The following is a 24,967-nucleotide window of genomic DNA, read 5'->3' on the forward strand; positions in this document are numbered from 1 at the left end:
CCTGGCCCAGCCCTTGCCCATTATAATACTATGTCCAGCCCCCTTCCGCTTGACCCATTCTTCCCCCCTCTGGCCTGCAATCAGCGCTCGCCTCTTGACATCCCTGACTTCCTTTCCTATATTAGACAAATGTACTGGACTAAACAGTACAGGTACCGCTATTGGATAGTACAGTCTGCTTGCTTCCGGGGAGTCGATGTCATCATGGCTGAGCGCGATCCTGAACCTGGCGACGCTAAAGCCAGAGGCAAAGAGCGCCTGATTCAGGCAACAGAGAGCTTGCTGCGCAGTCGTTCTTTTGAGGAAGTGACCGTTGAGGAGATCACCAGGGAGGCCAAACTATCGCGTCCGGCTTTTTACTACCACTTTGCTGGCGGCAAAGAGCAGCTGCGCGCAACACTGGTAGAGCGCGGCTTGCTGCGCGAGAGGCCAGCCCAGGACACACGTGCCCTGATTCTGGAGGCGGCGCTGCGAGCCTTTGCGCGCTCGGGAATCTCAGCCACCACGCTGGATGAGATCGCGGCTGAGGCAGGGGTCTCGCGTGGTACCCTCTGCTGGCACTTCCATACGAAAGAGGAGCTGCTCGCAGCCCTGATCAGGCATTATCTTCCGCATGGGACACTGCAGTCCGCTATTGCCGAAGCTGTACATGAGGCCGAGGAAGGCCAGATCGATGATCGCACGGCAGTCTACCGCATTGTGGCGGCTTTCCACGACACGTTGATGGCCGCCCCCCAGGGTGATTTGTTACGCCTGGCCATGCTGCTGATCCACAGCCACCCTGACGCGGCCCAGATTCTGGCAAGGGTGGTGACGGAGAATCGCAAGATCCTGATCAACTTTGTGCGCACGCGGCAGGAGCAGGGTCGCTTTCGGCGCACCTTCGCCCCGGAGCTGATTGTGCAGATTCTGGTTTCGATCTTCGTCACGCGGGTCGTTGCACGGGGCATGCTCAGCCAGCTGGCTGTGAGACAGTTTTCGCGTGAAGAGCTGATCGAGCAGCTGGTCGATCTGCTTTTTTATGGCATGGTACCCTGCGATCAACGCGAGCGAGTCTAGTTACAAAGGAGTACAGCAAACCGAGACTGATCCCCGCGCTGTGTGAGTAATTGAGTTTCGCGATAGAGGAGAGGAGCTTTGCTGTATGCAAGCAAGCGAGCAAACAGGGCAGCGGAGAGGTGGTCTGGCCTATAAGTGGATTGTGGCGATTGTGGTGATCATTGGCGTCTTCATGTCGATTCTGGACCAGACCATCGTCAATATTGCCATTCCCCACCTGCAAGCTGCCTTTGGGGCCGACCTGCACACGGTCCAGTGGGTGCTGACGGCCTATATCCTGACCCAGGGTGTGGTCACTCCAACGGCGGCCTTCTTTGCCGATACGTTGGGGATTAAACGCTTCTATATCATCTCGCTGGCGGCCTTTACGCTCGGCTCGGCGCTCTGCGGTCTATCCTGGAGCCTGCCAGCGCTGATCTTCTTCCGTATTGTCCAGGGCGTGGGAGGCGCCTCGCTCTTCCCGCTCTCGATGGCTCTGGCCTTCAGGGAGTTTCCCCCAGAGGAACGCGGGCTGAGCATGGGCCTCTTCGGGGTGCCGGCCCTCCTGGCCCCGGCTATCGGCCCAACTCTGGGCGGTTACCTGGTGACATACGCCGGCTGGCAGCTGATCTTTTATATCAATGTGCCCGTTGGCATTGTGGCCGTACTGCTGGCGACTATCCTGCTGCGCGAGCAGCCGGTGGAGCGCAGGCCGCGCTTTGATGCGGCGGGCTTTGTCTTTGCTGCCGGGGGCCTGGCCTCACTGCTCTATGCCCTCTCGGAGGCCAGTAGTTACGGCTGGGATTCGACGCTGGTGCGCGGCTTCTTGATCGCCGGCGTGCTGGCGCTGGCCATCTTCACGGCCATCGAGCTGACTCTAGCGGCGCGTGGCGGCGAGCCGCTGCTCGATCTGCGGCTCTTCGCTAATGGCCCCTTCACGACAAGTACAATTGCGCAGATCTTCATCATCTTTGGCATGTTTGGAGGTCTGTTCCTCTTCCCAATTTACCTTCAGGATCTGCGCGGGCTAAGCGCTTTCCAGGCCGGCCTGCTCCTCTTGCCACAGGCTCTGGCCTCGATGGTCAGCTCGGTCCTGGGCGGCGTCCTGGTCGACCGACTCGGGGTGCGCCCGGTGATGATTCCGGGCCTGCTGGCTCTGGCCCTGGCCAACTGGGAGTTGACGACGATCACGGTCAACTCGCCTTTCGGCTGGTTCCAGTGGATTCTCGTTCTGCGTGGCGTGGCCCTTGGTCTCTCGGTCCAGCCACTGGCCGTGGCCAGCCTCTCAACAATTCGCCCCGAGAAGCTGGCTCAGGCCTCTTCGATCAGCACGGTCACGCGCTCGGTCTCTAGCTCCCTGGGCATCGCCGTGCTGGCCACGCTAGTCCAGACACAGAACCAGATTCATTTCGGCCATCTGGCGGAGATGGTCACGCCCAGCTCGCCGCTGGGACAGCTGATCCCGCGCATCCAGGCGCTCTTTATCCTGCACGGAGCTGATGCTCGCTCGGCCTATAACGCGGCCCTGCAGCTGATCGCTCAACTGCTGCAGCAGCGCAGCTACGTGCTGGCCATGCAGGATGCTTTCCGCCTGACCCTGGTGGCAACGGTGCTGGCGATGGTGGCGACGCTCTTCGTGCGCTCGGGCGTCCGTCCCCGTTGGGCGCGCCGGCGCGCTGCTCAGCAGGAGAGTGAGGAGCGCACGGCAGCCGCAATGGAGACCATGTTCGCTGGCTAGCCTCGCAGGCCATATCAACCATCTGGTCTCTTGCCGGACTATAGGATTGACGAAATCCGCACGGAGTTTGAACTTGCTTACTTCGCCTTGCGCAATCACGAAGGCTAACTGAGGAGTGTGATTCAGATGAGACGCTTGATTCTGATACCCGTCCTGACAGTGGTCGCCCTCTTCGCAATCGCTGGAGGAATCGCCTACTGGATTTACTATAACTATACGTACTATAGCACCGATGACGCTCAGGTAACTGCTCCGATTGTGACGATCAGCGCACCAGCTAGCGGCACGCTGACTACACTGAGCACCAACCTGGGTGGCCATGTGAACACTGGCCAGACAGTGGCCCAACTGACGCCTGTGGTTACCGCGACAACAGGGGCGAGCGCAAGCGCTGCCGCGCCAGCACAGAGTACAGCCGCATCTACAGCTGCTACTCGCACGAGCACGAGCGCGGAGCGGGCCTTGCCTCTGACAAGCCCTATTAGCGGAACGGTGATCCAGATCGAGGCCGTCCCCGGTCAGCAGGTGATCGCCGGCTCCCCGCTGCTGGAGGTCTATGATCCCAGCCAGTTGACGGTCACGGCCTACGTCGATGAGAATGCTATCAATAATATCCAAACAGGCCAGAGCGTCGATATAACAATCGATGCATATAAAGACACAAAGTTCACAGGCCATGTGAAGCAGATTGTCCAGGCTGCCGCCTCGGAGTTCTCGCTCCTGCCAGTGCAGGATAACGCCAGCGGCAATTTCACCAAGGTCGGCCAGCGCATCCCGGTGATTATTAACCTGGATGGCACCTCTGGTAAGACCCTGATGCCAGGAATGAGCGCTGAAGTGACGATCCATCTTCACTAAAGCGGACTTCGCCGGCGAGCCACTGCCGCCCATCATTGGCTTACCAGTCTCGCTCACGAGCGTGACTGCGATGGTGGCGGCAGACGCTCCGCTCGCCCATTGATGATGCGAGACCAGCCCGGGTCATCCGGTTTGGTGGCCAGGACGCTGGCTAGCGGGGAAGGCCAGGCAAGATCAGGGGAAGCAGCCCCTCTCAGTTAGCGAGCTGGCGCTTCCCTACTTGCTAGTGAGGCACACGCAAAGAGCCGTCTGCTGCAACCCTGGCTGGTCTCACTAGTCTGGCCTGGCTGACACCGTCCTCGTGTCTGTCAGAGCAGTCTGGCTCCGTCTGGGAGCGTGATGTCGGAGGGAAAGTCAGGGAAGAAAGAAGAAGCTTACTCATCAGCGATTTGAAGCGCTCAAGAAAAGGAGCAAAGCAGTGGTCTTGCTCATTTCAGGAGGCTTACTTGTCCTCGGCCTGCTGGCCATGATAGCTCTGATCTGGGTGATCAGAAGTACACCAGCCGAGGACCTCCCGCCGAGAGGCCCGACCTCGGCTGCGCCGCGCGTTGAGGTGGCTCCCGCTCTTGAGTCCGAAGAGCAGGAGGCGCTTCCAGCTGGCGAAGATCACCGAGAGCATTACCGGGGCCATGAACTGGCCCTGCTCAACCCAGAGCTGCATGCCCTGGCGACACAGCTCCGCACCCTTCATCAGCAGTCGGCAGAGCTGGAGCAGCGTCTGGATATTTTGATCCAGGTTGTGGAGCGGATCGAACGCTCGCTGCCAGCTCCGACGGAGGCTGCGAACAACGCCGGCGCCGAGTCGCCAGAGCAAGGGCCAAGCCAATCCTGACATCTCCATAGCTGACAGGGCCAGGGAACAAAGAGCGAGGCATGAGGTGCCGACAGTGCCCTCAACCATGATCATCATGGAGGCTCTCCCTGGTCCTGCCTTCTCACTGATCGGCTCAGAGAGCACACTGGCTTACCGACGCTGCGACCTGCTCCCACTAACCAGCGCCTGCCAATCGCGCAGAATGTCATAATCAAACGGGAAAGCCAGCTCGGGCACGGCCTCTGGACGGAAAAGGGCCAGCTCGCTGACCTCTCCTGGCTGTGGTACCAGGCCGTCTAGCGAACCAGCAAGAGGACGCGCTCGATATGCTACCAGCAGGTGCGGGCTGCCCTTCCGACTGTAAAGACCGAGCAGGTCAAGCAGCTCGACGTTCAAGTTGGTCTCTTCTTTCACTTCGCGTAGCGCTGCCTCTTCCAGCTCTTCACCACGATCAACATAGCCACTGCAGAAGCTCCACTTCCCCCGCCCAGGCTCGATCTCGCGTCGACCTAGCAGGAGCTGCCCCTCATGCTCAATGACGACGACAGTCACGACCTTCGGGCCAAGATAGAGTACAAAGCCACAGGCCGGACAGCTCGGTCGCGTCATCGCCCCCATGATCCGCTCGCGCAAAGGCGCCGCACAGAGAGGACAGTAGCGATAGATAGGCTCAACCATCGATCACCTCGCTGTTCTAAATGAGAGAAGAGCACCTCGGTGAGCAGCTATCATTGCACCGTACCGCTTGGCTCCGCCCTAGCGATCAGCGAGGGCCCGCGCCAGCACAACGACCGCAACAAACTGGCGGTAGATATCCAGCAAATTGTCGCCACTGAGGCAAACCGTACGCGCCCCCGTCCGCTCCACGCCCCGCACACTGCAGACCATCTCAGCCATGTCGGCCACTAAGAAGGTAACTTCCAGCTGGACTGGCAGCCTGAAACTGGGTGCTTCTAGACGCTCGCCGCGAGCCAGGCGCTCAACGGCACGTTGTGCTCCCGCGCGCAACAGTTCACAGGCTCTGGTCGGATGGAGGTGGGCAGCGGCAAAACGCCCAAGAGAGTGTTTGACGACGACCTTTTCAGCAGCGGGCGCCACGATTTCCGCCTCCTGGACCGTCACGTCGTCGCCACTGACCAGAATGATCGGAACGCCATAATGGGCTGCCACCAGAGCATTGACGCCCGCTTCACCTACGATCTGCCCGTTGAGGCGTACCTCCCAAATGGCCGCCGGGCTATAGGTATGGCAGAGCACGGCTCGCTCCGCCCCAATCGAGCCATGATAGCTGACAAAGCAGACGCCGGCGAAACTGCTGTCGAGTCCCTCCATCATGTAGAGAGGTTTATGGCGACCGCTGATTAAGGTGGCCTCGCCGGCTAGCTCCTGCGGGTGGAGATTGCGCATAAAGTGATGGGCATCGTTGACCACGAATTCGCTGGCGCCGGCCTCCTGGGCTCCATTGATGACAGCATTAACTTCACGCGTCAGCAGGAGACGCCCTTGCGCGTATTCCGGCTGTCCTTCGATAATCTGCTCCCAGGCGACAATGCCACTGGTGCCTTCAAAATCGGTCGATAGGAAGAGCTTCATCGCTGATTGGCTCCTTGCACTGTGCAATTTATGCCGGAAGGTAGAGCGCGCCAGGGCCACCAGCCGCCCGGCAGACCTCGACACTCGCCTGCCGCCCGGTCTGGCGCGGATACTCGCTCAGGATCGCCGCCGTCAACTGCTCTACCGCTGTGTTACGCACCAGGTTGATGGTACAGCCGCCGAAGCCTCCACCCATCATACGCGCTCCCAACACCCCCTCGACCCGGCGCGCAATCTCGACGAGCACGTCAAGCTCCAAACAGCTCACCTCGTACTCATCGCGCAGCCCTGCGTGCGTCTGCCAAAGGTAGGGACCAGCCGCCTCTACCTCGCCGCGCTCCAGTAGATGCGCTACCGCCAGCACTCGCGCATTTTCGGCCACTACATAGCCGGCTCGTCGCCGGAGCACCTCGGGCAGCCGGGAAGCATAGCGAGCAAACAGCTCCGGCGTCACATCGCGGAGAGCGGTGATCTGCGGCCTTGCTGCCCTCTCGCCAGACTCCGGCTCCGCCTCAGCCTGCAGCAGCGCCGCAAGCAAGCGTACGGCTTCTTCACACTGCTGCCGCCGCTCATTGTAAGCCGAAGCCGCTAGCTCACGCCGCACGTGGGTATCAGCCACTAGCAGAGCCACCTCCTCGCTCTCAAAGGGCAGATAGCGGAAGTCTAGTGAGCGACAGTCAAGCAGCAGAGCATGGCCAGGGCGTCCAAGGCAGGAGGCAGCTTGATCAAGAATACCACAACGTACGCCAGAGGCCAGATGCTCGGCCCGCTGGCAGAGACGAGCAACCTCCAGGGGAGCCAGGGTCGTTGAGGTCGCAGCCCCTTGCCCAATAGCAAAGCGACCGCCTGAGAATAGGGAAGCCGCCCAGGACGTCGCTACCTCCAGAGCCGCCGAAGAACTCATTCCCCCTCCCAAGGGGACATCACCATGCAGCACCGCGTTGAATCCCTGCAGTGCCAGACCAGCCGCCTTTAGCTCACTCAAGACCGCCAGCACATAGCGCGCCCAGGCGGGCAACCGCGCTGCCTGAGCTGCGAAGGTAGCGGGTAACCCCTCTAGCTCGATCTCAGCCAGCTCCTGGAACTGCCGTGACCAGAGGCGGACCCGTCCATCGCTGCGCACTCGCCCAGCGAAGGCAACCACACGGTCGACCGCCAACGGCAGTACGAAGCCCTCATTATAGTCAGTGTGCTCACCTATCAGATTGACTCGTCCAGGCGCCCAGGCCACTCCCAGAGCGGCTTGCTCATCGCTTTGCCCCTCGTCCATGCCAAAGACGATCGAAAAATGCTCCACCGCTAGCCGGGCGGCAGGCGGCAGCCCTCTTGGATCATTCGCTACCATGAGCAACCCTCACGATCGCTTCTCGCAATTCTTGTGCCTTTTGAATAGGAGATGAATCGTTGGTCCACAGCGACCAGAGCATCTCGGACGAGGCGGCATACTTCAGTTTGCCCGGCGCCCGCCCAACTGCCAGAATCTCGATATGGAGATGAAAGCGCTCATCAGCCAGCTGATGGACACCGAGCATATAGGGCATGGGCGACATGAGGCCATCATTGAGGGCATTGTAGGCACGGATCACCTGCAACAGCAGGGCAGCCAGGTCGGCCAGCTCCTCATCACTGGCCGCCGCCAGATCGGCAATATGGCGTCGCGGATAGAGATGCGTTTCGTAGGGATAGCGCACATAGGGGGGGAGCAAGGCTTGCCAGCTTGCATTCGCCGCGATCTCGTAAGGACTATTCTCCAGCTCAGTCCGCACCCGGCAGAAAGGGCAGCCGCGTCCCGCCTTCAATTCCAATCTCACCGTCTCCAGCTCCCGCTCCAGCAGCGGCGGCACCACCGAGACCCCATAAGCCTGGCCATGTGGATGGAGCTGCGTCTGGCCAATACTCGTGCCGCTGTTCTCGAAGATCATCACCGCTGCATAGCGTTGACTCAGGTCGCAATACAGCTCGCGCCAGAGCTGCATCACCGCGCAAACCTCTGGCACACTGAGGCGGATAAACGTTCGTTCGTGATCGCGGTGGTAGATCACCACATAAGCCTCACCGACTGGTGGCCGAAAAGGAGGAAAATCGTTGGGATGTAGCCACACCTGAGTTTCTGGTCCGACTCGCCCTTCGAGCACATCGGCGCAAAAAGGGCACTGATCTGTTCCTTCCCTGCGATGCATGCGGTGTGGTGCATTCACCACATAGTGGCGCAAAATAGGATTCCATACCAGAGCATTCGAATCTTCGTGCATATCATCCCTGCCTGCATCCTGAGAAGACAGCGTTCACAGATAGCGATGGGCCGTTTGCGTTCCCAGCAGCACACAGCGACCGGCCTGAGCCAGGGTGGTCAGCAGCGCCCCCTTATCGACCGCGCCCTCGGGCGGCTGTGCCTCATCCGAGCCATACAGCCACTCATTCCAGGTCTGCCAGTCGGTGAACAAAGCCCAGGCCACAGGGGCGACCAGAGCATGGGCGGCCCGCAGAATGGCGAGACCATCCTCATAGCCTGGCTCTAACTCATCCACCGCCTTCAGTCCTGCGGCCCGCAGGGCCTCAAACGTCCGCAGTGAGCGGACCTCGCCCTCCACCACCTCACAAACCAGGCCCAGCATGAGCTGCTCAGCGGCCTCCCCATCAGGCGCATGAGCGGCGGCCTGCTCCGGTAAGGCGGCCTGCCATACAGCCACCACCAGGCAGCAGGGCGAGGGCAGCCCACGCAGAAAAGCCTCGATCTGTCCTCTGGTCCAGCCATGCCAGACGTAGCCTTCATCCTGCTGCTCCAGCAAGAGAGCAGCATTCAAGAGGCCCCTGGCACGTTCCCAGAGGGGTGAATCCCCATCAAGGACAGCTACCTCTTGCGCTAACACAGAGCACACCTCTCCAAGGAGAATAAACCTGACTTTCTTATCATATCACCTTCTCTTCCGGTGAGCGACGTCGTCGCAGCGGGCAGAGTTGCCGGGCTAACCAGCAGCCGGGCAAGAGTCCTTTCCTCTAGATTCAGAGCCGGCAGATAGGGTATAATGCAAACAGCCTGGGCGCAGTCTAGCCGCTCAGCCACGTTTTCATCTCATCACACGCGCAACAAGGAAGGTACCATACCGTGCCCTGGTGTAAATTTTTTGTGCCCAAGATCGCCACTGCCGGGATCAGACCCGATGATCCTGAGCTGAACGAGCATATCGAGTACGCAAAGTGCATCAAGGGGCATGTCCTCAGAGATGCCAGCGACTGGATTCTTTGCGAAAACCTGCCGGCCCCCGATGCCCGCTGTTGGCAGGAAGGCGGTGAAACCCTCCTCTCGCTTGCGGGACGTCGCAGGACAGGCTCAAGTTCCCCCACCGGCCCCGATGGGCGGGGAAGGTCTGATGACGCCGTCGTGCGACGCAGCTAATAGGGCGGCGTCTGTCAGTACTAGAGGCTGATCCGCCAGGGAGGAAGCAGGTAGGGGACTATGCGTCGAAGCTCACCGTCATCCTCGACCGTCGCGCAACCCGCGCCCGAGCAGCTCGCGCGGGTTCATCATCTTCTGCTAGAGTGGTATGCCCGCGAGCAGCGTCCGCTGCCCTGGCGCGCGACCAGCGATCCGTACGCCATCCTGGTCTCCGAAATCATGCTCCAGCAGACCCAAGTAGAGCGTGTCATTCCAAAATATCATGAGTTTCTGAGCCGCTTTCCCACTGTAGCGGACCTGGCCGCTGCGCCAACGGCAGCGGTTATCTCAACCTGGGTGCCCCTGGGCTATAACCAGCGCGCCGTGCGCCTGCAGGCCATTGCCCGCCAGGTCGTCAGCGACTACCAGGGGCGCATTCCCGACAGCTTAGAGGAGCTGCTCAAGCTCAAAGGGATCGGACGCTACACTGCCGGGGCCATTGCCTGCTTCGCCTATCGTCGGCAAGTCGCCACTGTCGATACAAACATCCGCCGCGTGCTCCATCGGCTCTTCATCGGCCTGGAACATCCAGAGCCACGTCTGAGCGATGCCGAGACACTGGCCCTGGCCGAGCAGGTCTTGCCTCCTGGTCGGGCCTATGAGTGGAATCAAGCCCTCATGGATCTGGGAGCCATGATCTGTACGAGCGCCAGCCCGCAGTGCGAGCGCTGTCCCGTCTGCGAATCTTGCGCAGCCTACCGTGAACTGAGCGCCCAGAGTCTCTTTCCTTCAGGAACGGTCCTGCGCACTCTGCGCAAAGTGGCCGAGAAGAAGAGCGGCTATCAGACCCAGCCTTTCACGCAAAGTGATCGCTATTTCCGGGGCCGTATTGTCGCTCTGCTGCGGACCCTGCCACCAGAGCAGCGCCTTTCCCTGGCCGAGCTAGGGCCACGCATCAAGCCGTCCTACACCGAGGCTGATCTCCCCTGGCTCCAACGGCTTGTCAGCCGCCTGGCCCGCGATGGCCTGGTCGATTACCAAGAGGAGGAGGGGGTACGGCTGCCATAGTTTCGCCCCTGCTCGCTCGGCGCTTGTGAGGGCTGCTTCAGGCGTCAGTCTCGCTGCGTCATCAGCCCCAGTTAGCCCTCCCGCTGAGGCAATAACTGTCTCCCTTGCATTGCGACATAGTGTATGATATGTTGCGTGGAGACCGCGGCCCCATCAGCATCCCACGGGGCCACCTGCATCCAGTAGTCTTAATCGAACTACTCACGGGAGGGCTTACCCTTGCAGCTACAAAGTATTGCCGATATCGCCAGAAAGCATCGACATATATTTCTCTCTCCTCATTTCGACGACGTCGTCTTCTCCTGCGGTGGAACGATCGCCCTACAGGCCAGTTGCGGCCTGCATCCTCTGGTTATTACTGTCTTTGCCGGCCTGCCACCAGCCAACCAGCCCCTTAGCGCGCTGGCTACCGCCGTCCATCAGGGCATGGGCTTTGGCCACGATGCGCGCGAGGCAGTAGAGACCCGACGGCGTGAGGACGCACGCGCGCTGGATTATCTCGGAGCTGACTATCTCTGGCTGGACTACCCAGACGCCATCTACCGCGGGAATCCCCCTCACTATACACGGGAGGAGGAGCTGTTTAGCACCATTCATCCCGCCGACCTGAGCATTGATGAGCAGCTCGGCCAGCTGCTGGTGAGTCTGAGCGAGCAACTCCCCGATACCGTCTGGTACGCCCCCCTTGGCGTGGGTCACCACGTCGACCATCAGCTGGTCTGCTCGGCAGCCGACCGCCTTGTGCAGCGCCATGCCAACGTCAAGTTCTATGAAGATTTCCCATACGTCACCCGTCTTGGCGAGCTGGAGCGGCGCCTGCACGAGTTCGGCGATACGCTGGAGCCAGCCTACGTCGAGATGTCTGAGCTGCTTCCCCTACGCCAGGAAGCCTCCCAGATGTATGCCTCGCAGATCGCAGCGATCTTCGGCGATAAAGAATCTATGTATAAATTGATGGACGAGTACACCCACAACATTCGCCCGGTGGAGACCGTCCATCTCGAACGCTACTGGACCCCTCGCTACCGCTAGACCAGCAGAAGGGTACTTTCCTGCAGGCAGGTGGTGCTAACCACCTGCCGGGGACTTTCCATATGGTATGATGGTCATAAAATGATCCATACTTGTTCCGAAAAATAGATATAATAAGGCCCGGTCATCAACAGATGCGTTATAGGCCAGAGAGGCTTTCTAGCCTGAAAAGAGAAAGAAATAGAACGGCCAGCTTGGAGGTAGCCACCATTTTACCGGAGCGAGGCAACGGATCAGGAGTCATAGGATGAAGGGGATCGAAGGACTCACGCTTGGGCGCTATGAACTACGCCGCCGCATCGCCCAAGGAGGCATGGCCGAAGTCTATGTGGCCTACGACCGCCGCGTCAAACGGCAGGTCGCCATCAAGGTACTCTACGGACGAGATGAGTCATTTATTCGCCGTTTTGAGCGGGAGGCGCTGGCGGTTGGCGCACTCTCCCACGATCACATTTTGCCACTCTATGACTTTGGGGAGCAGAGCCCCTGGTATTATCTTGTGATGCCTTATGTCGAGGGAGGAACGCTGCGCGACTATTTACACCGGCGCAAGCGCCTGACCCTGGAAGAGGCCGCCAGTTTCCTCGACCAGATCGCTTCAGCGCTGCAGTATGCCCATGATCACGGCGTTCTCCATCGCGATGTCAAGCCCTCGAATATTCTGCTGCGGCCCGACGGCTATGCTTATCTTGCCGACTTTGGCCTGGCCAAGGCCATCATGGGGGCCGAATCGCTGACCAGCGACGGCACCATCGTCGGCACACCGGAATACATGGCACCAGAGCAGTCGAACGGTATCAGCGACTATCGCAGCGATATCTACTCGCTGGGTGTCGTGCTCTTCCAGATGCTTACCGGGCGCGTACCCTTTACTGCTGAGTCGCCAGTCGCCATTTTCTTGCGCCATATCCAAACGCCACCGCCCTCGCCGCGCGAATTCAATAGCGAGATTCCCCCCGCCGTTGAAGAAGTGATCTTCAAAGCCCTCGCCAAAGATCCGAACGAGCGCTACCAGGAGGCCCAGGAACTGGCTACCGCTTACTGGCGCGCCTTGCAGCAGGAGCGCGGTCGCAGCTCCCGATCCCGGCCCGGGCCATTGACGCTGAAAGATCACAGCACCGCCACTACTACACCGGGCAACGATGACTCGACGTTGATCGCCGAGGAAAGTCAGGCCGAGGCCACGCCCAGCCCTTCTCGTCTGGCTGAGCAAGAGACCTTTATTGTCCCCGATGAAGAGCGGGAAATGGTGCGCCCTCCGGCCACACCCCAGCTTTTCCCTCTCACCGACCTGCCAGAGCAACCTGATCTCGATAGCCAGAGTGAGGAAAGCGACAGTGAGAACGCTTTAGCCGCTCCTCCGCCCCAGGAAGTAGTGGCCAGCGAGAGCACGCTGCTAGAGGCGAGCGCCACCATCAGGCGTTTGCCGAGCCGTCGTTTTCGCCTGCTCTCACTTATCGCTGCCTGTGTACTCCTAGCGCTGCTTTTTGTGCCGCTCGTTAGCCTCTGGCGGAGTGCACCTTCCGCCGGCAAAGGGGCCGGCTCCGGCAGCTCCGCCCTGAGTCCTCAACAACTGCAGGCCACTCAGACCGCCATTGCTCAGAACAACTTGATGGCCACCCAGCTTGCACGCTCACGGGCCCAGGCCACCGCAGGGATCTCCTCCTCGGTCGGCGCTGGGAACCTGCTCTATCAGTACGACTTGCGCAATCCCGGCGGCGGCTGGGCCAGCTCCGGCAGCCAGTGCTTCTTCTCGGCTCAAGGCTACCATGTGCAGACCCTGGGACCGCATGAGGCCGCCTGGTGCTTTTCCAGCCAGGAACATATGACTGATGCCGTGATCAAGGTTCAGGCACGCCTGTTGCGCGGCGACTTCTGTGGCCTGGTCTTTCGTCTTGACCCAACTACTCCCAGTTTTTATGTCTTTGAAATCAATAGCCAGGGACAATATCGCTTCGTGCGCGCCACGGGGACAAATCCCCAGGCCTGGCTGACGCTGATCGATTGGACCCACTCCAACGCTATTCAGACTGGCTATAACGTCCCTAACATGCTCATGGTCCTGGCACATGGCTCCTCTTTCAGGTTTTACATCAATAATCAGCTCGTCATTAATAGCTACTCAGATTCGGCCTACAGCGAGGGTCTGATTGGGCTGCTAGTAGGAGGCGACAGCAATAACGGCAGCGAGGCCGTCTTTAGCGATATCTGGGTCTTCGAATACCAGGGATAGTCTCGTTCACCTCCTGCACGCCTTGCTCCTGCTCCGCAGCGCACCCTCCCTCGCCCGATTCAGGCCAGCGCCCACTCATCCCGAACGTTGCCAGCTTGCCCGGGTGGAAGGAAAACCTTCCGCCCGGTGTTACAATACGATGAGGATGCTATCCGTTCAACAATGGAAGGGGCTTCCAGGAGGATCACTTTTTTTATGAGCTTGGACCTGACTGCCTCAGCCGGGTATTCGTCGAATGGTAAGTCACCAATTAAAACACACACTGTCTACCTGGCGCTCGGCTCAAATTTAGGAGACCGACGCGCGAATCTGGCTGCGGCGCTCCAACGACTGAGGGAGGTTGTGGAGATCAGCAGGATCTCCTCGGTTTACGAGACAGAGCCGGTGGGGTACGCTGAGCAGCCCCGCTTTTTTAATATGGTCTGTGCCGGACGCACCGCCCTCTCCGCTGAGCAGCTGCTGGCCTATGCAAAAGCCATAGAGACCGCCCTGGGACGCCGTCCAACCGTGCGCAATGGACCGCGACCAATAGATATCGATATCCTTCTCTACGATGATCTACAGATGCACGAGGAGCATCTGACTATTCCTCATCCAAGGATGACAGAGCGCGCCTTTGTCCTGGTGCCGCTGGCGGAGATCGCTCCGGAGTTGATTGACCCGAGCAGCGGGCGCAGCATCAGTGAATTACGGGATGCGCTACCCCAGGATGGCGTCAAAAAGCTGGCGGACAATCTGCGTGTTCCACTGGAGCATGATATTCAGAATAGCAGGCCAGCAGTGCATGTGCGCCTGGGACGAGTCGGTGTGGCTGGTCTACAGAAAGCCATTCTGCTTGGCAGCGAAGAGCGAGCCCAATGGTTCCAGATCGTCTTCGACCTCTATGCCGACCTCGACCCTGTCAGGGCGGGCGTCCATATGTCGCGCTTCAGTGAGGCTCTGGAGGAGGTCCTGGATGAGATCAGCCTGATGGTCTGGCCGCGGGTCGAGGTGCTGGCCGAGCACCTGGCACGGCGCATTATCGAGCGACAACAAGTGCTACGGGCTGAGGCCCATCTGCATACGACCTACCCGGTGCAGAAATGGACCCCCATTTCGGGACGCCCTACCCAGGAGGTCTATGGCCTGCTGGCCCAGGCTGTGGCCACGCGTAAAGGGGCCCGCCGCCTGGTAGGGGTTGAGGTTGAGGGCATGGTCGCTTGCCCTTGCGCTCAGGATATGGTGCACTCTCTCGCTCGCGTTCGCCTGCGCGAGGAGGGTTTTCCAGACGAGGCTATCGAGAAAATGCTCGATGTCACACCGCTCGCCACCCATAATCAGCGCGGACGCGCGATCCTCATGGTTGGAACTAAAGAGCTGATCGATGCCCACGAGCTAATCAGTATCGCCGAGAATGCCATGAGTTCGGAGAACTATGCGCTGCTGAAACGCCCTGATGAGCTGTATGTGGTCAACAAAGCCCACACTAATCCGCGCTTTGTCGAGGATGTCGTGCGCGAGATGCTACGCGCTGTTATCGAGCGCTATGAGCATCTTCCTCCCGATACCTTTGTCTGGGCCAGCCAGCGTAACGAGGAGACGATCCACAAATATGATGTGGTAGCCGAGGGATGGGGCACACTGGCAGAACTGCGAGCGGAGATTCGCGAGCAAGCGAACCTCGAACACCATACCACCCGCGAGGAGTGGCTCAAGAGCATCGAGTAGCTCTATCTGCTGGTGATCTGTCTGCCAGTCGCTGGCCAGCCCGGTTGCTTCCGGGCTGGCTCCTCTTCGCTCGCCCCCGCGCCTTCTCTCCCTTAATTGGTTGAGTTTTCTCCTTCCCTGGACAAGACCCTTAACAACTCCTCTCCAACGTGTTATAATGCCGTTACAATAGAGCGTACAATGAATTCGAATCAGTCTGAGAGAGTCTGTCTCTCCCTTGGCTGCAGACAAGACGGAGGTCCTGTAAGAGTCGCTGTGGAACAAGTGCTTCTCAACCCAGGTAAACTAGCACGGACAGCGGTCGACGTGGCATCTGATAAAAAGGCGTCAGATGTCGTCCTGCTCGACCTTCAGGGCCTGAGCAGTATCGCCGACTACTTTGTCATTTGTAGCGGAAGCAATGAGCGCCAGATTCAGGCTATCGCCGACGCCCTGGAAGAGGTGCTGGAGGAACAGGGCGCTAGCCTGCTCCATCAAGAAGGCGATGCCACCAGCGGTTGGGTCCTCTTGGATTTCGGCGCCGTCATCGTCCATATCTTCGGGCCAAGAGAGCGGGAGTACTACCGGCTCGAACGCCTGTGGAGCGAGGCGAAAACGGTAGTCTATCTGCAATAACAGACTCTAGAAAAGGTGGTCAATGATGACATTTCTGCGCAACCGCATGTTCCTCGAAGGGGTGGCCTTCGGCGGCATCTGCGGCTTCATCATCGGCTCAGTGATCGCTTTTACACTTGGTGAAAGCAGCGTTGAAGCCCTGCGTAAGCTGCTGCACCGACGACGCACTATTCCGTTTGAGTACCTGTATCAGTGATTTTAAGAGCGTAGCGCTGGCACCACTGCACCACAGCTGTGGAGACCGAGCCTGCCAGGCTCCCCCGGCTGGCTAGCATCGGCTCGCTAGTTAGCTCATTGCCTCCGCGAAGATAAGCTTTGGAGGTCGATCCTGGTCAGTTGCTCGGTTGCCTGCTTGCTCCATTCGTCTACTGAGACCCATCCATCTATAAGCAAAGCAAAAAATATAGTGAAGAAGGATAGTAGGGAGGCACTTGTGCGGTATACGGTAGTCTTGCTTGCATTGGCTTTTTTTCTTTTTTTGTCTGCTTTGAGCGCGAAAGGAGGTGAGGCTGCCGCCGTACATAGCTGCGCCTCCCCCTTCCCTTCAGCGGTTCCCGGCGCTCTTCCCCCTCCACTTCGCTCTCGCGCAATCCTGCTGAATGAGGTCTTGACTCGGCCCGCTAGCTCCTGGAACTGCTCTTCAGCCGGTACAACGACCCTGAATCGCGATGCCTGGGTCGAGCTGTATAACCCTCTTGACCAGCCCGTCGATTTGTATGCGGTCCACGCCGCGCTCGATACTGGCCCCCAAACTCCGCTGTTTCTGTTGCCACTCTCTTCAGCCTTGCCCGCCCACGGCTTCCTGGTAGTTTTCCCGGATTCGCAGTTCTTCTTTCCTAATGAACCCTTTACCCTTCGACTGCTCTTCAATGGCTCGGTTGTCATCGATGAGGTGAATGTCCCCCTGCTGAACAGCGAGGAGTCTTTTGCCCGCATAAGCGATGGCGCCCCGGTCTGGCATTCAACAACCGACCCTACGCCCGGCAGCAGTAACGCTCCCTCGCTCCAACCTTCACCGCCATCAACACCCAAAGCAGCTAGCCCAACAGCCTCCTCCAGCGCGGCTCAAAGAAGCACACAAGGGGGAGGAACCGCTGCCTCTTCGCTTCACAGCACGCCTGCGCCTGCCATTGCCGGTACGCAGCCAGCCTGGAGCACTTTGCGTTTGCCATCTCCCTCTCCAGTGGGGACGGGGATGGCTACCGGATTGAGCGATACTGACCGCTCCTCGCTTTCCTCTCTTTCTTCCTCACCTACCATGACCCCAGCAGAGGGAGCGTCAAGCGGCGGACCAGGCTTGCTACACCTGGCTGTACTGGCGGGCCTGGGTCTCGCTCTTGGTGCTAGCTGTTTCTGGTGTTGGCGCCTCTTCCGCTCTCCCCCTCGCGCCGGAGGATAAAACCTGCTGCCCCGCCTATGGCCAATAGAAGGGGCGTTTGTCATCTGCCGGCTTGGCAGGTGACGAACCAGCACCCCGCTCAGCCTCTCTTCCAGATCGCTCGCTGAGGTGATATCATTCTCTTGGAAGGATGAGCAAGCAGGTATTCCTCATCCTTCCCTCGGCCTTGTCGCGGGCCAGAGCAAGCAAGGAGCTTGAGCGAAACAGAAGCAAAGCAGGCAAAGGCGCAGCTGTGCAGCGGCGCCTCTGGAAGAAGGGCCAGGCTTATGAGCATTACAGAGTTGCCAGCGACTACCGCCCGGGGATCGGCAACCCCACCTTTTGAGCGCCTCTCCGAGGAGCGTAAGGCCAGTGTGGTGCGCGAGCTGAGCGCTCTATTGGGAGAGCGCTATGTGCTCCATGATCCATACGATTTAATGTTGTATGAGTATGATGCCTCGATCGATCGGAGCCGGCCAGATATTGTAGTGCTTCCTTCCTCAACTGAGGAGGTAGCAGGCATAGTGAAGATCGCAGCTCGCCACCGTGTTCCCGTGGTGCCTCGCGGCGCCGGCACAGGCTTGAGTGGCGGGGCGATCCCCCTCTACGGGGGCATCGTCATCGCCTTCGCGCGGATGAATCGCATTCTGGAGGTCGACTATGAAAACATGCGTGCTGTGGTGCAACCGGGCCTGGTCAACCTTCATTTGAGCAATGCGCTTAATCCCTGCGGTTTCTACTATGTGCCCGATCCGAGCAGCCAGCGCTCGTGCACTATCGGCGGCAATGTGGGAGAGAACGCCGGCGGTCCCCATACGCTGCTCTATGGGGTAACCACTAATCATGTCTTGGGCCTGGAAATTGTGACCTCCGATGGCGAGGTTGTGGAGGTAGGCAGCTGGACACCGGATCGACCAGGCTACGATCTGACGGGCCTGATTACTGGCTCTGAGGGCACACTGTGCGTGGTGACAAAGATCGTTACGCGCATCGTTCACCTGCCAGAAGAGGTGAAGACGATGCTGGCAGTCTTCAATAGCCTGGACGATGCTTCGAATACGGTCTCTGAAATCATTGCCAGTGGAATGATCCCCGCTGCTATTGAGATGATGGACCAGATGATTCTCCAGGCCGTGGAGGCAGATATGCACGCTGGCTATCCGCTGGACGCCGCCGCCGTGCTGCTGCTGGAGGCTGAGGGGCTGCGTGAGGAGGTAAAGGACCAGACAGAACGCATCGTGGCCATCTGCCAGCGCAATCATGCCCGCTCCGTGCGCATTGCCGCCAATGAGACAGAACGCCAGCTGCTATGGGCAGGTCGCAAGAATGCCTTTGGGGCCGTAGGTCGCATCAGTCCCGAGTTCTATGTGCAGGATGGAGTCGTACCACGCACGAAGCTGCCTTATGTACTACGCCGTGTGAGCGAAATCTGTGCACGCTATGGCTTACGTGTGGGGAATGTCTTTCACGCCGGCGATGGTAACCTCCACCCGCTGATTCTCTTTGATTCGCAAGTGCCCGGCGAGGTCGAACGTGTACGTCAGGCCGGCCATGAAATCCTGGCGGTTTGCGCTGAGGTCGGCGGGTCAATCACCGGTGAGCATGGCGTGGGAGTAGAAAAGCAGGAGGAGATGGCCCTGATTTTTAGCCCTGTCGATCTGCGGGTGATGCAGCAGGTTCGCGAGGCCTGGAATCCGGAGCAGCTTTTTAATCCAGGCAAGCTTTTCCCACGCCCAGGACGCTGCGCAGAGGTGAAGCAGCTTTGAGTGCGGACGCCTGTTTGAGTTCGATGCCCCTATCGAACCCGGACAGCCTCTTTCTTCGGCGCTCCGGTCAACTTGCTCGCTTGCCTTCTCCTTTCCTGCGCTTGCTTAGACTCGATTGGCTTCCCTCAGCTGCCCGCTTGCGCTCTAGCAAGCAAGCTGTGTTAACGCGCAGGCAGGAGTCGGAGAGGGGCCGGCTAGCTGGCCTGGTGAGCTGACTCGCTCTCTGCTTCCAGACTCAGGTTTGCCCGTCCTGGCTCTGCCGCTCCTCAGCTGTTGCTGGGACGCCCGGGGTGTTGGCCGCTGGTTCTTCCCCGGTGCTGCTGAGAAGCGAGCGGGAGAGAGTGCGCATATGCTCCAGGATCAGTCCACAGTGACGGATCGCCTGCTGCAGACAGGCTCGCGCAGTCATTGAGGCGATTTGCGCAAGCCCGCCTGGCGCCAGGGCGAAAGCTAGCGGCTCATCTAGCGCTTCATTTGGAAGTCTGTCAAGTATGTCATGGACTTCCTTGAGCCAGCGCTGATAGCGCGCAATCAGCGCCGGTAGCGTTCCTGCAGCGCAAAATTCGGCCAGGCTCGGTGAAGGCTGTGGCCTCTTGCCGATTTGGCCGACAATCCAAAATTCCCCGACTTCGACCAAGTAGGTGGCCAGCATGAAGATGGAGTAGCTCTCAGGTGTCGGGAAAGGATGATCAAGCAGCGCCGCAGGAACCTGTTGCAGCAGTTGAAGCGCTTCATGCGCAATGTGATCAAACTCGCTGGAAAATTGCCGGGCCTCGTTCGTCATAGCTTTCATTATAAACGCTCCTGGCCTCAGAGGCTAGCAAACCAGGCAAGGTAATGTAGAGCAAGAATGACCGCCAGATGGCTCGCTTGCGCTCACCTGCCGCTTTGCCGCTGGCTGACCTGGTCCGCCTTCTCTTAGCGCGAGCGCAGCCGTTGAGAACGAGAGATAAGAACAGTAATTATGCTATAATGTCGACGGCGGCGTCAGGTGAGGCCAGTCAGCCAGTCCGTCTCATGTCGCCACCTGGCCTGGCCGCTCGGCTGGGTTGGCCCTTCCGCCGCTATGCGTTTGGCGCTAACTTTTTATTTGTGGAGGAGCAGAGCCTGATGGGTGACTTCGCCAGCTTCATTGCCGCCCTTCAAGAGCAGGTACCCCAGACCGCTGTCCTTCTTGATTCCGCAACACTGCAGCGCTATGCGGTTGATGAGATGCAGCCCCGGGCCGTAATCATGCCGTCGAGTACGGAGGAGGCAGCGCAGGTTGTGGCTCTAGCTCACCAGTATCAGGTGAGCCTTCTGCCACGCGGTGGCGGAACCCATCTCGGCCTGGGAGGTGTTCCTACGAGCCTGGATGCTGTGATCGAGCTAACTCGTCTCTCGCGCTTGCTAGAGCACGAGGCCGCCGATCTGACTTGTCAGGCCGAAGCCGGTATCACGCTGGCAGCGCTTCAGAGGCAACTGGCCACCCGTGGTCAGCGTCTGGCTCTCGACCCACCTCATGCCGAGCAGGCTACTATTGGGGGGATTCTGGCCACTAATGCCAGCGGCCCGCGCCGCCTGCGCTACGGGACCGCTCGTGATCTGGTCATCGGGCTGCGCACAATTCAGGCCGATGGCGAAATCGCCCGCAGCGGGGGCCGGGTAGTGAAAAATGTAGCTGGCTACGATCTGAACAAGCTCTATATCGGCTCGCTAGGAACGCTGGCGATCATTGTTGAGGCGAATTTCAAGCTCCATCCTCTGCCCGCGGCAGAGCGTACGCTTTTGCTTACCTTTCCAGCCGTGACCGAGGCAATGCGGCTGGTGAGCGCGGTGCTCGGCTCTGTTTTGACTCCAACGGCCATTGAGCTGCTGGATGGCAGTGCCGCCAGGGCGATTGCGACCCGAGCAGGCCTTTCCCTGCCGGCCAATGGTTATACGCTGGCTTTTGACTTTGAAGGAAGTCTCAGCGCTATCCATCGTCAAATGGATGAGACACGCCTCCTGGCTCGCCAGCATGGGGCTTTGATGGGGGAGGATTTGCAAGGAGCCGAGCAGGAGGCGTTTTGGGAGGCTGTGCGTGCCCAGACAAGCGGTGAGCTGACTTGCAAGGCGACGATGCTGATTACTTCAATTGCTGCTTACCTGCAGTTCGCCGAGCAGCTCTGTAGGCGCTTAAACCTGGAGCTGGCTGCTGTGGCCCACGCCGGAAGTGGCATCGTCTATCTCGAACTGCGCCCTGCGGAGGTGAGTAGTGAACTGCTAGAAGCGCTGAGGCTTTTGCGACAGCAGGCTCAGGAGGGGAAAGGTAGCTTGGTCATCGAACGCGCCCCAACAGCCTTAAAGCGCCAGATTGATGTCTGGGGACCAGTTGGTTCGGACTTTCCGCTGATGCAACGGCTCAAGCAGCGCTTTGATCCAGGCGGAATCTTCGTCAAGGGTCGTTTCGTGGGAGGTCTCTAGCCAGCGGTGAAGATCACGCTTTACGGAGCCAACGATAACAATGCAGAACGAGTGATTGCCACGGCTCAGCCGGAGTTCCTCCAACCCGCACTGGCTGAGTTGCAGTCGCTTTGTCGGGCGCTGACAGTGGAAGAGGAGCTGGCTCCTGGAATTGCTTTGTGCACCGTCCCGGAGAGGCGCAGGTTTTTGCGCCAGGCGATGGAGCAGATGCCCATCTTTGTGCGTCATCTGGCACCGGCACAGGCCATCGTTGAGTTGAGTGGGACGATAGAAGACGACTGCGCCCGCCTGGCCCTTGCGCTGGCTGCTTTGCCTGAGTTCGCCTGGCTGGGGCCGGGACAGCGCTTTGCGGTCCAGGCTCGTCTGCTGCCTCCAGCCATGCAGCCCCCAGTCCGTTCACTCGCCTATACAAGTGGCCAGATCAACCAGAGGCTAGCCAGTGTGATCAGCGAGGAAACGGGGGCCATCGAGTCCATTCGTAAGCCGCGGATCGTGCTGTCGATAGCCTTGACCGCTGAACGGGGCTTTGTCGGGATCTCCCTAGCCGAGGAGAACTTGAGTTCCTGGCCGGGAGGTGAGCGACATTTCGCTCGCTTACCTGAGCAGATCAGTCGAGCGGAATTGAAGCTGTTGGAGGCGCTAGAGGTTTTTAGCCTGACATTGCCAACCGAGGGCGAGGCTCTTGATCTGGGGGCTGCTCCCGGTGGTTGGACTCGCCTTTTGCTTCAGGCCGGTCTGCACGTGGTAGCAGTTGATCCCGCCGCGCTTGCCCCAGCTCTACGAGAGGAAGCCTCTTCGCATCTTGAACACCGACGCTGCTCCGCCGAGGTTTATCTGGCTGAGGCTCTGCACCAATCACGGCGCTTCGCCGTCATTACCAATGATATGCGGATGGACGCTCGCGATGCAGCTCGCCTGCTGGTACGAGCCGCTGAACTGCTCAGAGATGATGGCTTTGTCCTCAGTGTGCTCAAGTTGCCACATGTCACGAAGCGCATCCAGCCGCTGCCCGTTCTGCGCGAGGCGCTGGGGATTCTGCAGAGGACATACGCCATTGTGAAGGCTCGTCAGCTCTTTCACAATCGCCAGGAGGTTACTGTTGTGGCTGCCTCTCCTCGTCAGAGTCGACCTTTCGCCGGTCGTCGTCCATCACGAGCAGGGGCATAGAATGCGAAACGTTGCCTTCTGCTGCCTGACTTGACCTCTCTTGGGACGGTTAGCCAGAAGGCGGTAGACAAAACATCACGGCGCAGAGAGATGGCAGGGCAGACCGCGCTAGCGGGGAGGAGGGGTGTCCCTGCCGCAGTGCTCCTGACTATCATCATCGGTCGGTCCTCTGCAAGCAAGACTACTCTGGGAGGAAATTATGTCCAGTCACTCCACGGCGCTGGAAACGACGCTGGCTGTCGCTGCGCCTACTGAAGGCCCACTTCGTCGTCACACACATACCTATCAATTAATGCGCCAGTGCATCCATTGCGGCTTCTGCCTGCCCACATGCCCCACTTATGCACTGCTTGGGGTAGAGATGGATTCACCACGAGGGCGCATCTATCAGATGCAGGCGGTAGCAGAGGGCCGGATTGCCATCAGCCCAGAGTTTGTGGAGCATATGTACTGCTGCCTGGGCTGCCGTGCCTGTGAGACCGCCTGTCCTTCTGGTGTGCAGTTCGGGAAGCTAATCGAGGCTGCCCGCGAGCAGATTCAGTTAGAGATCGAGCGAGCCGAACAGGCTCCAGTAAATCTGTCAGCCAACGGGTCAGCTACAGCAACCTTGGAGTCACGTACTACTCGACTCCTGCGTCGAGCTTTCTTCGACGTACTGCTGCCTTCGCGCTTGATGACGACGCTTTTCTTTGCAGCTCTTAAGCTTTACCAGCGCAGCGGTCTGCAGGCCCTGGTTCATGCTACCGGCTTACTGGACATAGTGAACTCTCTACCGACCCCATTCCAGGGTCGACTGAAGACTCCGGAAGCCTTAATGGCCCCCGCGCGTGGTCCTCTTTTCTCTCGCCCACTGCCAGAGATTACGCCGGCCCTGGGCCAGCGCCGCTATCGCGTCGGCTTCATCAGCGGCTGCATCATGGATCAGGTCTTCCGCGACGTGAATGAGGCAACTATCCGGGTGCTGGCCGCTAACGGCTGCGAGGTCATCACTCCCCCACAGCAGCGTTGCTGCGGTGCTTTACATGTTCACGCAGGCGAAGCACAGCGCGGGCGGGAACTGGCGCGCTACAATATCGATGTTTTCGAGACCTATCAGTGCGATGCGATCATCATTAACTCGGCGGGCTGCGGCTCTAATCTGAAGGAATATGGCCACCTATTGGCAGATGACCCGCTCTACGCCGAGCGAGCTGCCGCCTTTAGCGCTAAGGTAAAAGATATCAGTGAGTTCCTGACCTCGATCGATCTCAACCGGGAGATGGGCGAGGTACCCCTCACGATCACCTACCATGACGCCTGCCACCTGATCCACGGTCAAAAAATTAAGCAGCAGCCACGCCGCTTGTTGCAAGGCATTCCTGGTCTGCGGTTAGTGGAGCTAAAAGAGGCCGATTGGTGCTGCGGTAGCGCGGGTATTTACAATATCACGAATCAGGACCTGGCTGGTCAGCTGCTGGAGAGAAAAATGAACAATATCGCAGCTACAGGGGCAGAGGCGGTAGTCACTGGTAACCCAGGCTGTATGATGCAAATTGCCCTGGGGATTCGCGAGCGCGGTTTGAGGATGCAGGTTCTGCATCCTGTTGAGCTACTCGATCAGGCCTATCGAGCAGCTGGCCTTTACCGCCAGCCTGCTGCAGCAGCGGTAGTTCGTCGACGACGCCTGCGCCAGCGCGCGTTGCTGGTTGGCATGGGAGCCAGCGCCGGTGCTGCGATCGGCTTCTGGCTGGCGCGCCGCTCGCGCTAAGTCACCAGATCATCGCAGGCAGGTGTGACTGCCCCTATCCTTGCCGAGACAGACTCTTAGAAGCTAGCCGTCCACTGCGTGACATGCGCTACCGCTAAGAGGATGATCAGAAAACAAACAAGAAGAGAGGAGCCTACCAGACAGGGTGCCAGCAGGCTCCTCTCTTGTTTGTCTCATCAAACAATAAGCTCTTCTTCTTAAAGAACACATAACAACTGCTGCAATTCTTGCCTCAATTTTGCCGAGAGGAGTCGTAGACAGCCTAACAAGGCAGAGCTGAGATAGATAAGAGAGCACAAGCCGTTCGGTCATTAGGGCCGGTCAGCTGCACCTGTTACCAGGTGTCCACCTCCGGTCTATCAACCAGGTGATCTTCCTGGGACCTTATCTCC

General features: G+C 59.2%; 22 protein-coding genes and 1 rRNA gene. 16 read left to right on the forward strand and 7 right to left on the reverse strand.

What is annotated here, in order from left to right; translation table 11 throughout:
• The first annotated feature begins 204 nt into the window (after window positions 1-204).
• The 4 genes from IRZ31_RS09355 (at window position 205) to IRZ31_RS09370 (ending at window position 4,466) form a co-directional block, all read left to right on the forward strand.
• Window positions 205-1,059 (forward strand): TetR family transcriptional regulator, encoded by an 855-nt coding sequence (locus IRZ31_RS09355; protein WP_297152750.1) that lies wholly within the window; start codon window positions 205-207, stop codon window positions 1,057-1,059.
• A gap of 85 nt (window positions 1,060-1,144) precedes the next feature.
• Complete coding sequence (locus tag IRZ31_RS09360) at window positions 1,145-2,776, forward strand: DHA2 family efflux MFS transporter permease subunit (protein ID WP_297152752.1); 1,632 nt, start codon at window positions 1,145-1,147, stop codon at window positions 2,774-2,776.
• A gap of 126 nt (window positions 2,777-2,902) precedes the next feature.
• Window positions 2,903-3,634: an HlyD family efflux transporter periplasmic adaptor subunit gene (locus tag IRZ31_RS09365; protein ID WP_297152754.1), complete on the forward strand. Its 732-nt coding sequence runs from the start codon at window positions 2,903-2,905 to the stop codon at window positions 3,632-3,634.
• A 418-nt stretch (window positions 3,635-4,052) separates the two neighbouring features.
• On the forward strand, window positions 4,053-4,466 hold the full coding sequence (locus IRZ31_RS09370; protein ID WP_297152757.1) for a hypothetical protein: 414 nt from the start codon (window positions 4,053-4,055) through the stop codon (window positions 4,464-4,466).
• Between the two features lie 132 nt (window positions 4,467-4,598).
• On the opposite strand, the gene IRZ31_RS09375 is transcribed toward IRZ31_RS09370, so the two are convergent.
• The 5 genes from IRZ31_RS09375 to IRZ31_RS09395 all read right to left on the reverse strand — a co-directional run bounded on the left by IRZ31_RS09375 (window position 4,599) and on the right by IRZ31_RS09395 (window position 8,911).
• On the reverse strand, window positions 4,599-5,126 hold the full coding sequence (locus IRZ31_RS09375) for an NUDIX hydrolase (protein WP_297152759.1): 528 nt from the start codon (window positions 5,124-5,126) through the stop codon (window positions 4,599-4,601).
• Between the two features lie 78 nt (window positions 5,127-5,204).
• Window positions 5,205-6,041 carry a M55 family metallopeptidase gene (locus tag IRZ31_RS09380; protein WP_297152761.1) on the reverse strand — a complete coding sequence of 279 codons (837 nt, stop codon included), beginning with the start codon at window positions 6,039-6,041 and terminating at the stop codon, window positions 5,205-5,207.
• 28 nt (window positions 6,042-6,069) lie between these two features.
• The gene (galK, locus tag IRZ31_RS09385; protein WP_297152763.1) at window positions 6,070-7,386 is read right to left on the reverse strand and encodes a galactokinase; all 1,317 of its coding nucleotides are present in this window, start codon (window positions 7,384-7,386) and stop codon (window positions 6,070-6,072) included.
• Entirely contained in the window at window positions 7,373-8,293 is a 921-nt protein-coding gene (locus IRZ31_RS09390) for a hypothetical protein (RefSeq protein ID WP_297152766.1), read from the reverse strand. The genes galK and IRZ31_RS09390 overlap by 14 nt, the downstream gene beginning before the upstream one ends.
• Before the next feature lie 33 nt (window positions 8,294-8,326).
• Complete coding sequence (locus tag IRZ31_RS09395; RefSeq protein WP_297152767.1) at window positions 8,327-8,911, reverse strand: hypothetical protein; 585 nt, start codon at window positions 8,909-8,911, stop codon at window positions 8,327-8,329.
• 236 nt (window positions 8,912-9,147) lie between these two features.
• Here IRZ31_RS09395 and IRZ31_RS09400 point away from each other — a divergent pair, with 236 nt between their 5' ends.
• The 9 genes from IRZ31_RS09400 (at window position 9,148) to IRZ31_RS09440 (ending at window position 19,216) form a co-directional block, all read left to right on the forward strand.
• Window positions 9,148-9,438, forward strand: coding sequence for a hypothetical protein (locus IRZ31_RS09400; protein ID WP_297152769.1), 291 nt, complete (start codon window positions 9,148-9,150; stop codon window positions 9,436-9,438).
• 60 nt (window positions 9,439-9,498) lie between these two features.
• Window positions 9,499-10,485 carry a hypothetical protein gene (locus IRZ31_RS09405; protein ID WP_297152771.1) on the forward strand — a complete coding sequence of 329 codons (987 nt, stop codon included), beginning with the start codon at window positions 9,499-9,501 and terminating at the stop codon, window positions 10,483-10,485.
• 219 nt (window positions 10,486-10,704) lie between these two features.
• Complete coding sequence (locus IRZ31_RS09410) at window positions 10,705-11,517, forward strand: PIG-L family deacetylase (RefSeq protein ID WP_297152772.1); 813 nt, start codon at window positions 10,705-10,707, stop codon at window positions 11,515-11,517.
• A 247-nt stretch (window positions 11,518-11,764) separates the two neighbouring features.
• Window positions 11,765-13,750, forward strand: coding sequence for a protein kinase (locus IRZ31_RS09415; RefSeq protein ID WP_297152773.1), 1,986 nt, complete (start codon window positions 11,765-11,767; stop codon window positions 13,748-13,750).
• Window positions 13,751-13,945: 195 nt separating this feature from the next.
• Window positions 13,946-15,457: a GTP cyclohydrolase MptA gene (gene mptA / locus IRZ31_RS09420; RefSeq protein ID WP_297152774.1), complete on the forward strand. Its 1,512-nt coding sequence runs from the start codon at window positions 13,946-13,948 to the stop codon at window positions 15,455-15,457.
• A 264-nt stretch (window positions 15,458-15,721) separates the two neighbouring features.
• Entirely contained in the window at window positions 15,722-16,072 is a 351-nt protein-coding gene (gene rsfS / locus IRZ31_RS09425; protein ID WP_363325653.1) for a ribosome silencing factor, read from the forward strand.
• A gap of 22 nt (window positions 16,073-16,094) precedes the next feature.
• On the forward strand, window positions 16,095-16,268 hold the full coding sequence (locus IRZ31_RS09430; protein ID WP_170293482.1) for a hypothetical protein: 174 nt from the start codon (window positions 16,095-16,097) through the stop codon (window positions 16,266-16,268).
• Window positions 16,269-16,679: 411 nt separating this feature from the next.
• The gene (locus IRZ31_RS09435) at window positions 16,680-17,471 is read left to right on the forward strand and encodes a hypothetical protein (RefSeq protein ID WP_297152779.1); all 792 of its coding nucleotides are present in this window, start codon (window positions 16,680-16,682) and stop codon (window positions 17,469-17,471) included.
• A gap of 266 nt (window positions 17,472-17,737) precedes the next feature.
• The gene (locus IRZ31_RS09440; RefSeq protein ID WP_297152781.1) at window positions 17,738-19,216 is read left to right on the forward strand and encodes an FAD-linked oxidase C-terminal domain-containing protein; all 1,479 of its coding nucleotides are present in this window, start codon (window positions 17,738-17,740) and stop codon (window positions 19,214-19,216) included.
• Window positions 19,217-19,451: 235 nt separating this feature from the next.
• On the opposite strand, the gene IRZ31_RS09445 is transcribed toward IRZ31_RS09440, so the two are convergent.
• On the reverse strand, window positions 19,452-20,009 hold the full coding sequence (locus IRZ31_RS09445) for a DinB family protein (RefSeq protein ID WP_297152783.1): 558 nt from the start codon (window positions 20,007-20,009) through the stop codon (window positions 19,452-19,454).
• Window positions 20,010-20,077: 68 nt separating this feature from the next.
• Here IRZ31_RS09445 and IRZ31_RS09450 point away from each other — a divergent pair, with 68 nt between their 5' ends.
• The 3 genes from IRZ31_RS09450 (at window position 20,078) to IRZ31_RS09460 (ending at window position 24,575) form a co-directional block, all read left to right on the forward strand.
• A complete protein-coding gene (locus IRZ31_RS09450) occupies window positions 20,078-21,661 on the forward strand; it encodes an FAD-binding oxidoreductase (RefSeq protein ID WP_297152785.1) in 1,584 nt (527 codons plus the stop codon).
• Between the two features lie 6 nt (window positions 21,662-21,667).
• Complete coding sequence (locus IRZ31_RS09455) at window positions 21,668-22,828, forward strand: SAM-dependent methyltransferase (protein ID WP_297152787.1); 1,161 nt, start codon at window positions 21,668-21,670, stop codon at window positions 22,826-22,828.
• A gap of 199 nt (window positions 22,829-23,027) precedes the next feature.
• Complete coding sequence (locus IRZ31_RS09460; RefSeq protein ID WP_297152789.1) at window positions 23,028-24,575, forward strand: heterodisulfide reductase-related iron-sulfur binding cluster; 1,548 nt, start codon at window positions 23,028-23,030, stop codon at window positions 24,573-24,575.
• A gap of 291 nt (window positions 24,576-24,866) precedes the next feature.
• Here the strand turns inward: IRZ31_RS09460 and IRZ31_RS09465 are convergent.
• Window positions 24,867-24,967, reverse strand: a 23S ribosomal RNA gene (locus tag IRZ31_RS09465); the annotation flags it as partial.

The sequence above is a fragment of the Thermogemmatispora sp. genome, assembly GCF_019683635.1.
In the GTDB taxonomy this organism is placed as follows: domain Bacteria; phylum Chloroflexota; class Ktedonobacteria; order Ktedonobacterales; family Ktedonobacteraceae; genus Thermogemmatispora.

Excerpts from the sequence above, each read along its gene's own strand:
- IRZ31_RS09355 (WP_297152750.1), top strand. The coding sequence starts at position 205 with ATGGCTGAGCGCGATCCTGAACCTGGCGACGCTAAAGCCAGAGGCAAA.
- IRZ31_RS09360 (WP_297152752.1), top strand. The coding sequence starts at position 1,145 with ATGCAAGCAAGCGAGCAAACAGGGCAGCGGAGAGGTGGTCTGGCCTAT.
- IRZ31_RS09365 (WP_297152754.1), top strand. The coding sequence starts at position 2,903 with ATGAGACGCTTGATTCTGATACCCGTCCTGACAGTGGTCGCCCTCTTC.
- IRZ31_RS09375 (WP_297152759.1), bottom strand. The coding sequence starts at position 5,126 with ATGGTTGAGCCTATCTATCGCTACTGTCCTCTCTGTGCGGCGCCTTTG.
- IRZ31_RS09380 (WP_297152761.1), bottom strand. The coding sequence starts at position 6,041 with ATGAAGCTCTTCCTATCGACCGATTTTGAAGGCACCAGTGGCATTGTC.
- galK (WP_297152763.1), bottom strand. The coding sequence starts at position 7,386 with ATGGTAGCGAATGATCCAAGAGGGCTGCCGCCTGCCGCCCGGCTAGCG.
- IRZ31_RS09390 (WP_297152766.1), bottom strand. The coding sequence starts at position 8,293 with ATGCACGAAGATTCGAATGCTCTGGTATGGAATCCTATTTTGCGCCAC.
- IRZ31_RS09405 (WP_297152771.1), top strand. The coding sequence starts at position 9,499 with ATGCGTCGAAGCTCACCGTCATCCTCGACCGTCGCGCAACCCGCGCCC.
- IRZ31_RS09415 (WP_297152773.1), top strand. The coding sequence starts at position 11,765 with ATGAAGGGGATCGAAGGACTCACGCTTGGGCGCTATGAACTACGCCGC.
- mptA (WP_297152774.1), top strand. The coding sequence starts at position 13,946 with ATGAGCTTGGACCTGACTGCCTCAGCCGGGTATTCGTCGAATGGTAAG.
- IRZ31_RS09430 (WP_170293482.1), top strand. The coding sequence starts at position 16,095 with ATGATGACATTTCTGCGCAACCGCATGTTCCTCGAAGGGGTGGCCTTC.
- IRZ31_RS09440 (WP_297152781.1), top strand. The coding sequence starts at position 17,738 with ATGAGCATTACAGAGTTGCCAGCGACTACCGCCCGGGGATCGGCAACC.
- IRZ31_RS09445 (WP_297152783.1), bottom strand. The coding sequence starts at position 20,009 with ATGAAAGCTATGACGAACGAGGCCCGGCAATTTTCCAGCGAGTTTGAT.
- IRZ31_RS09450 (WP_297152785.1), top strand. The coding sequence starts at position 20,078 with ATGGCTCGCTTGCGCTCACCTGCCGCTTTGCCGCTGGCTGACCTGGTC.
- IRZ31_RS09460 (WP_297152789.1), top strand. The coding sequence starts at position 23,028 with ATGTCCAGTCACTCCACGGCGCTGGAAACGACGCTGGCTGTCGCTGCG.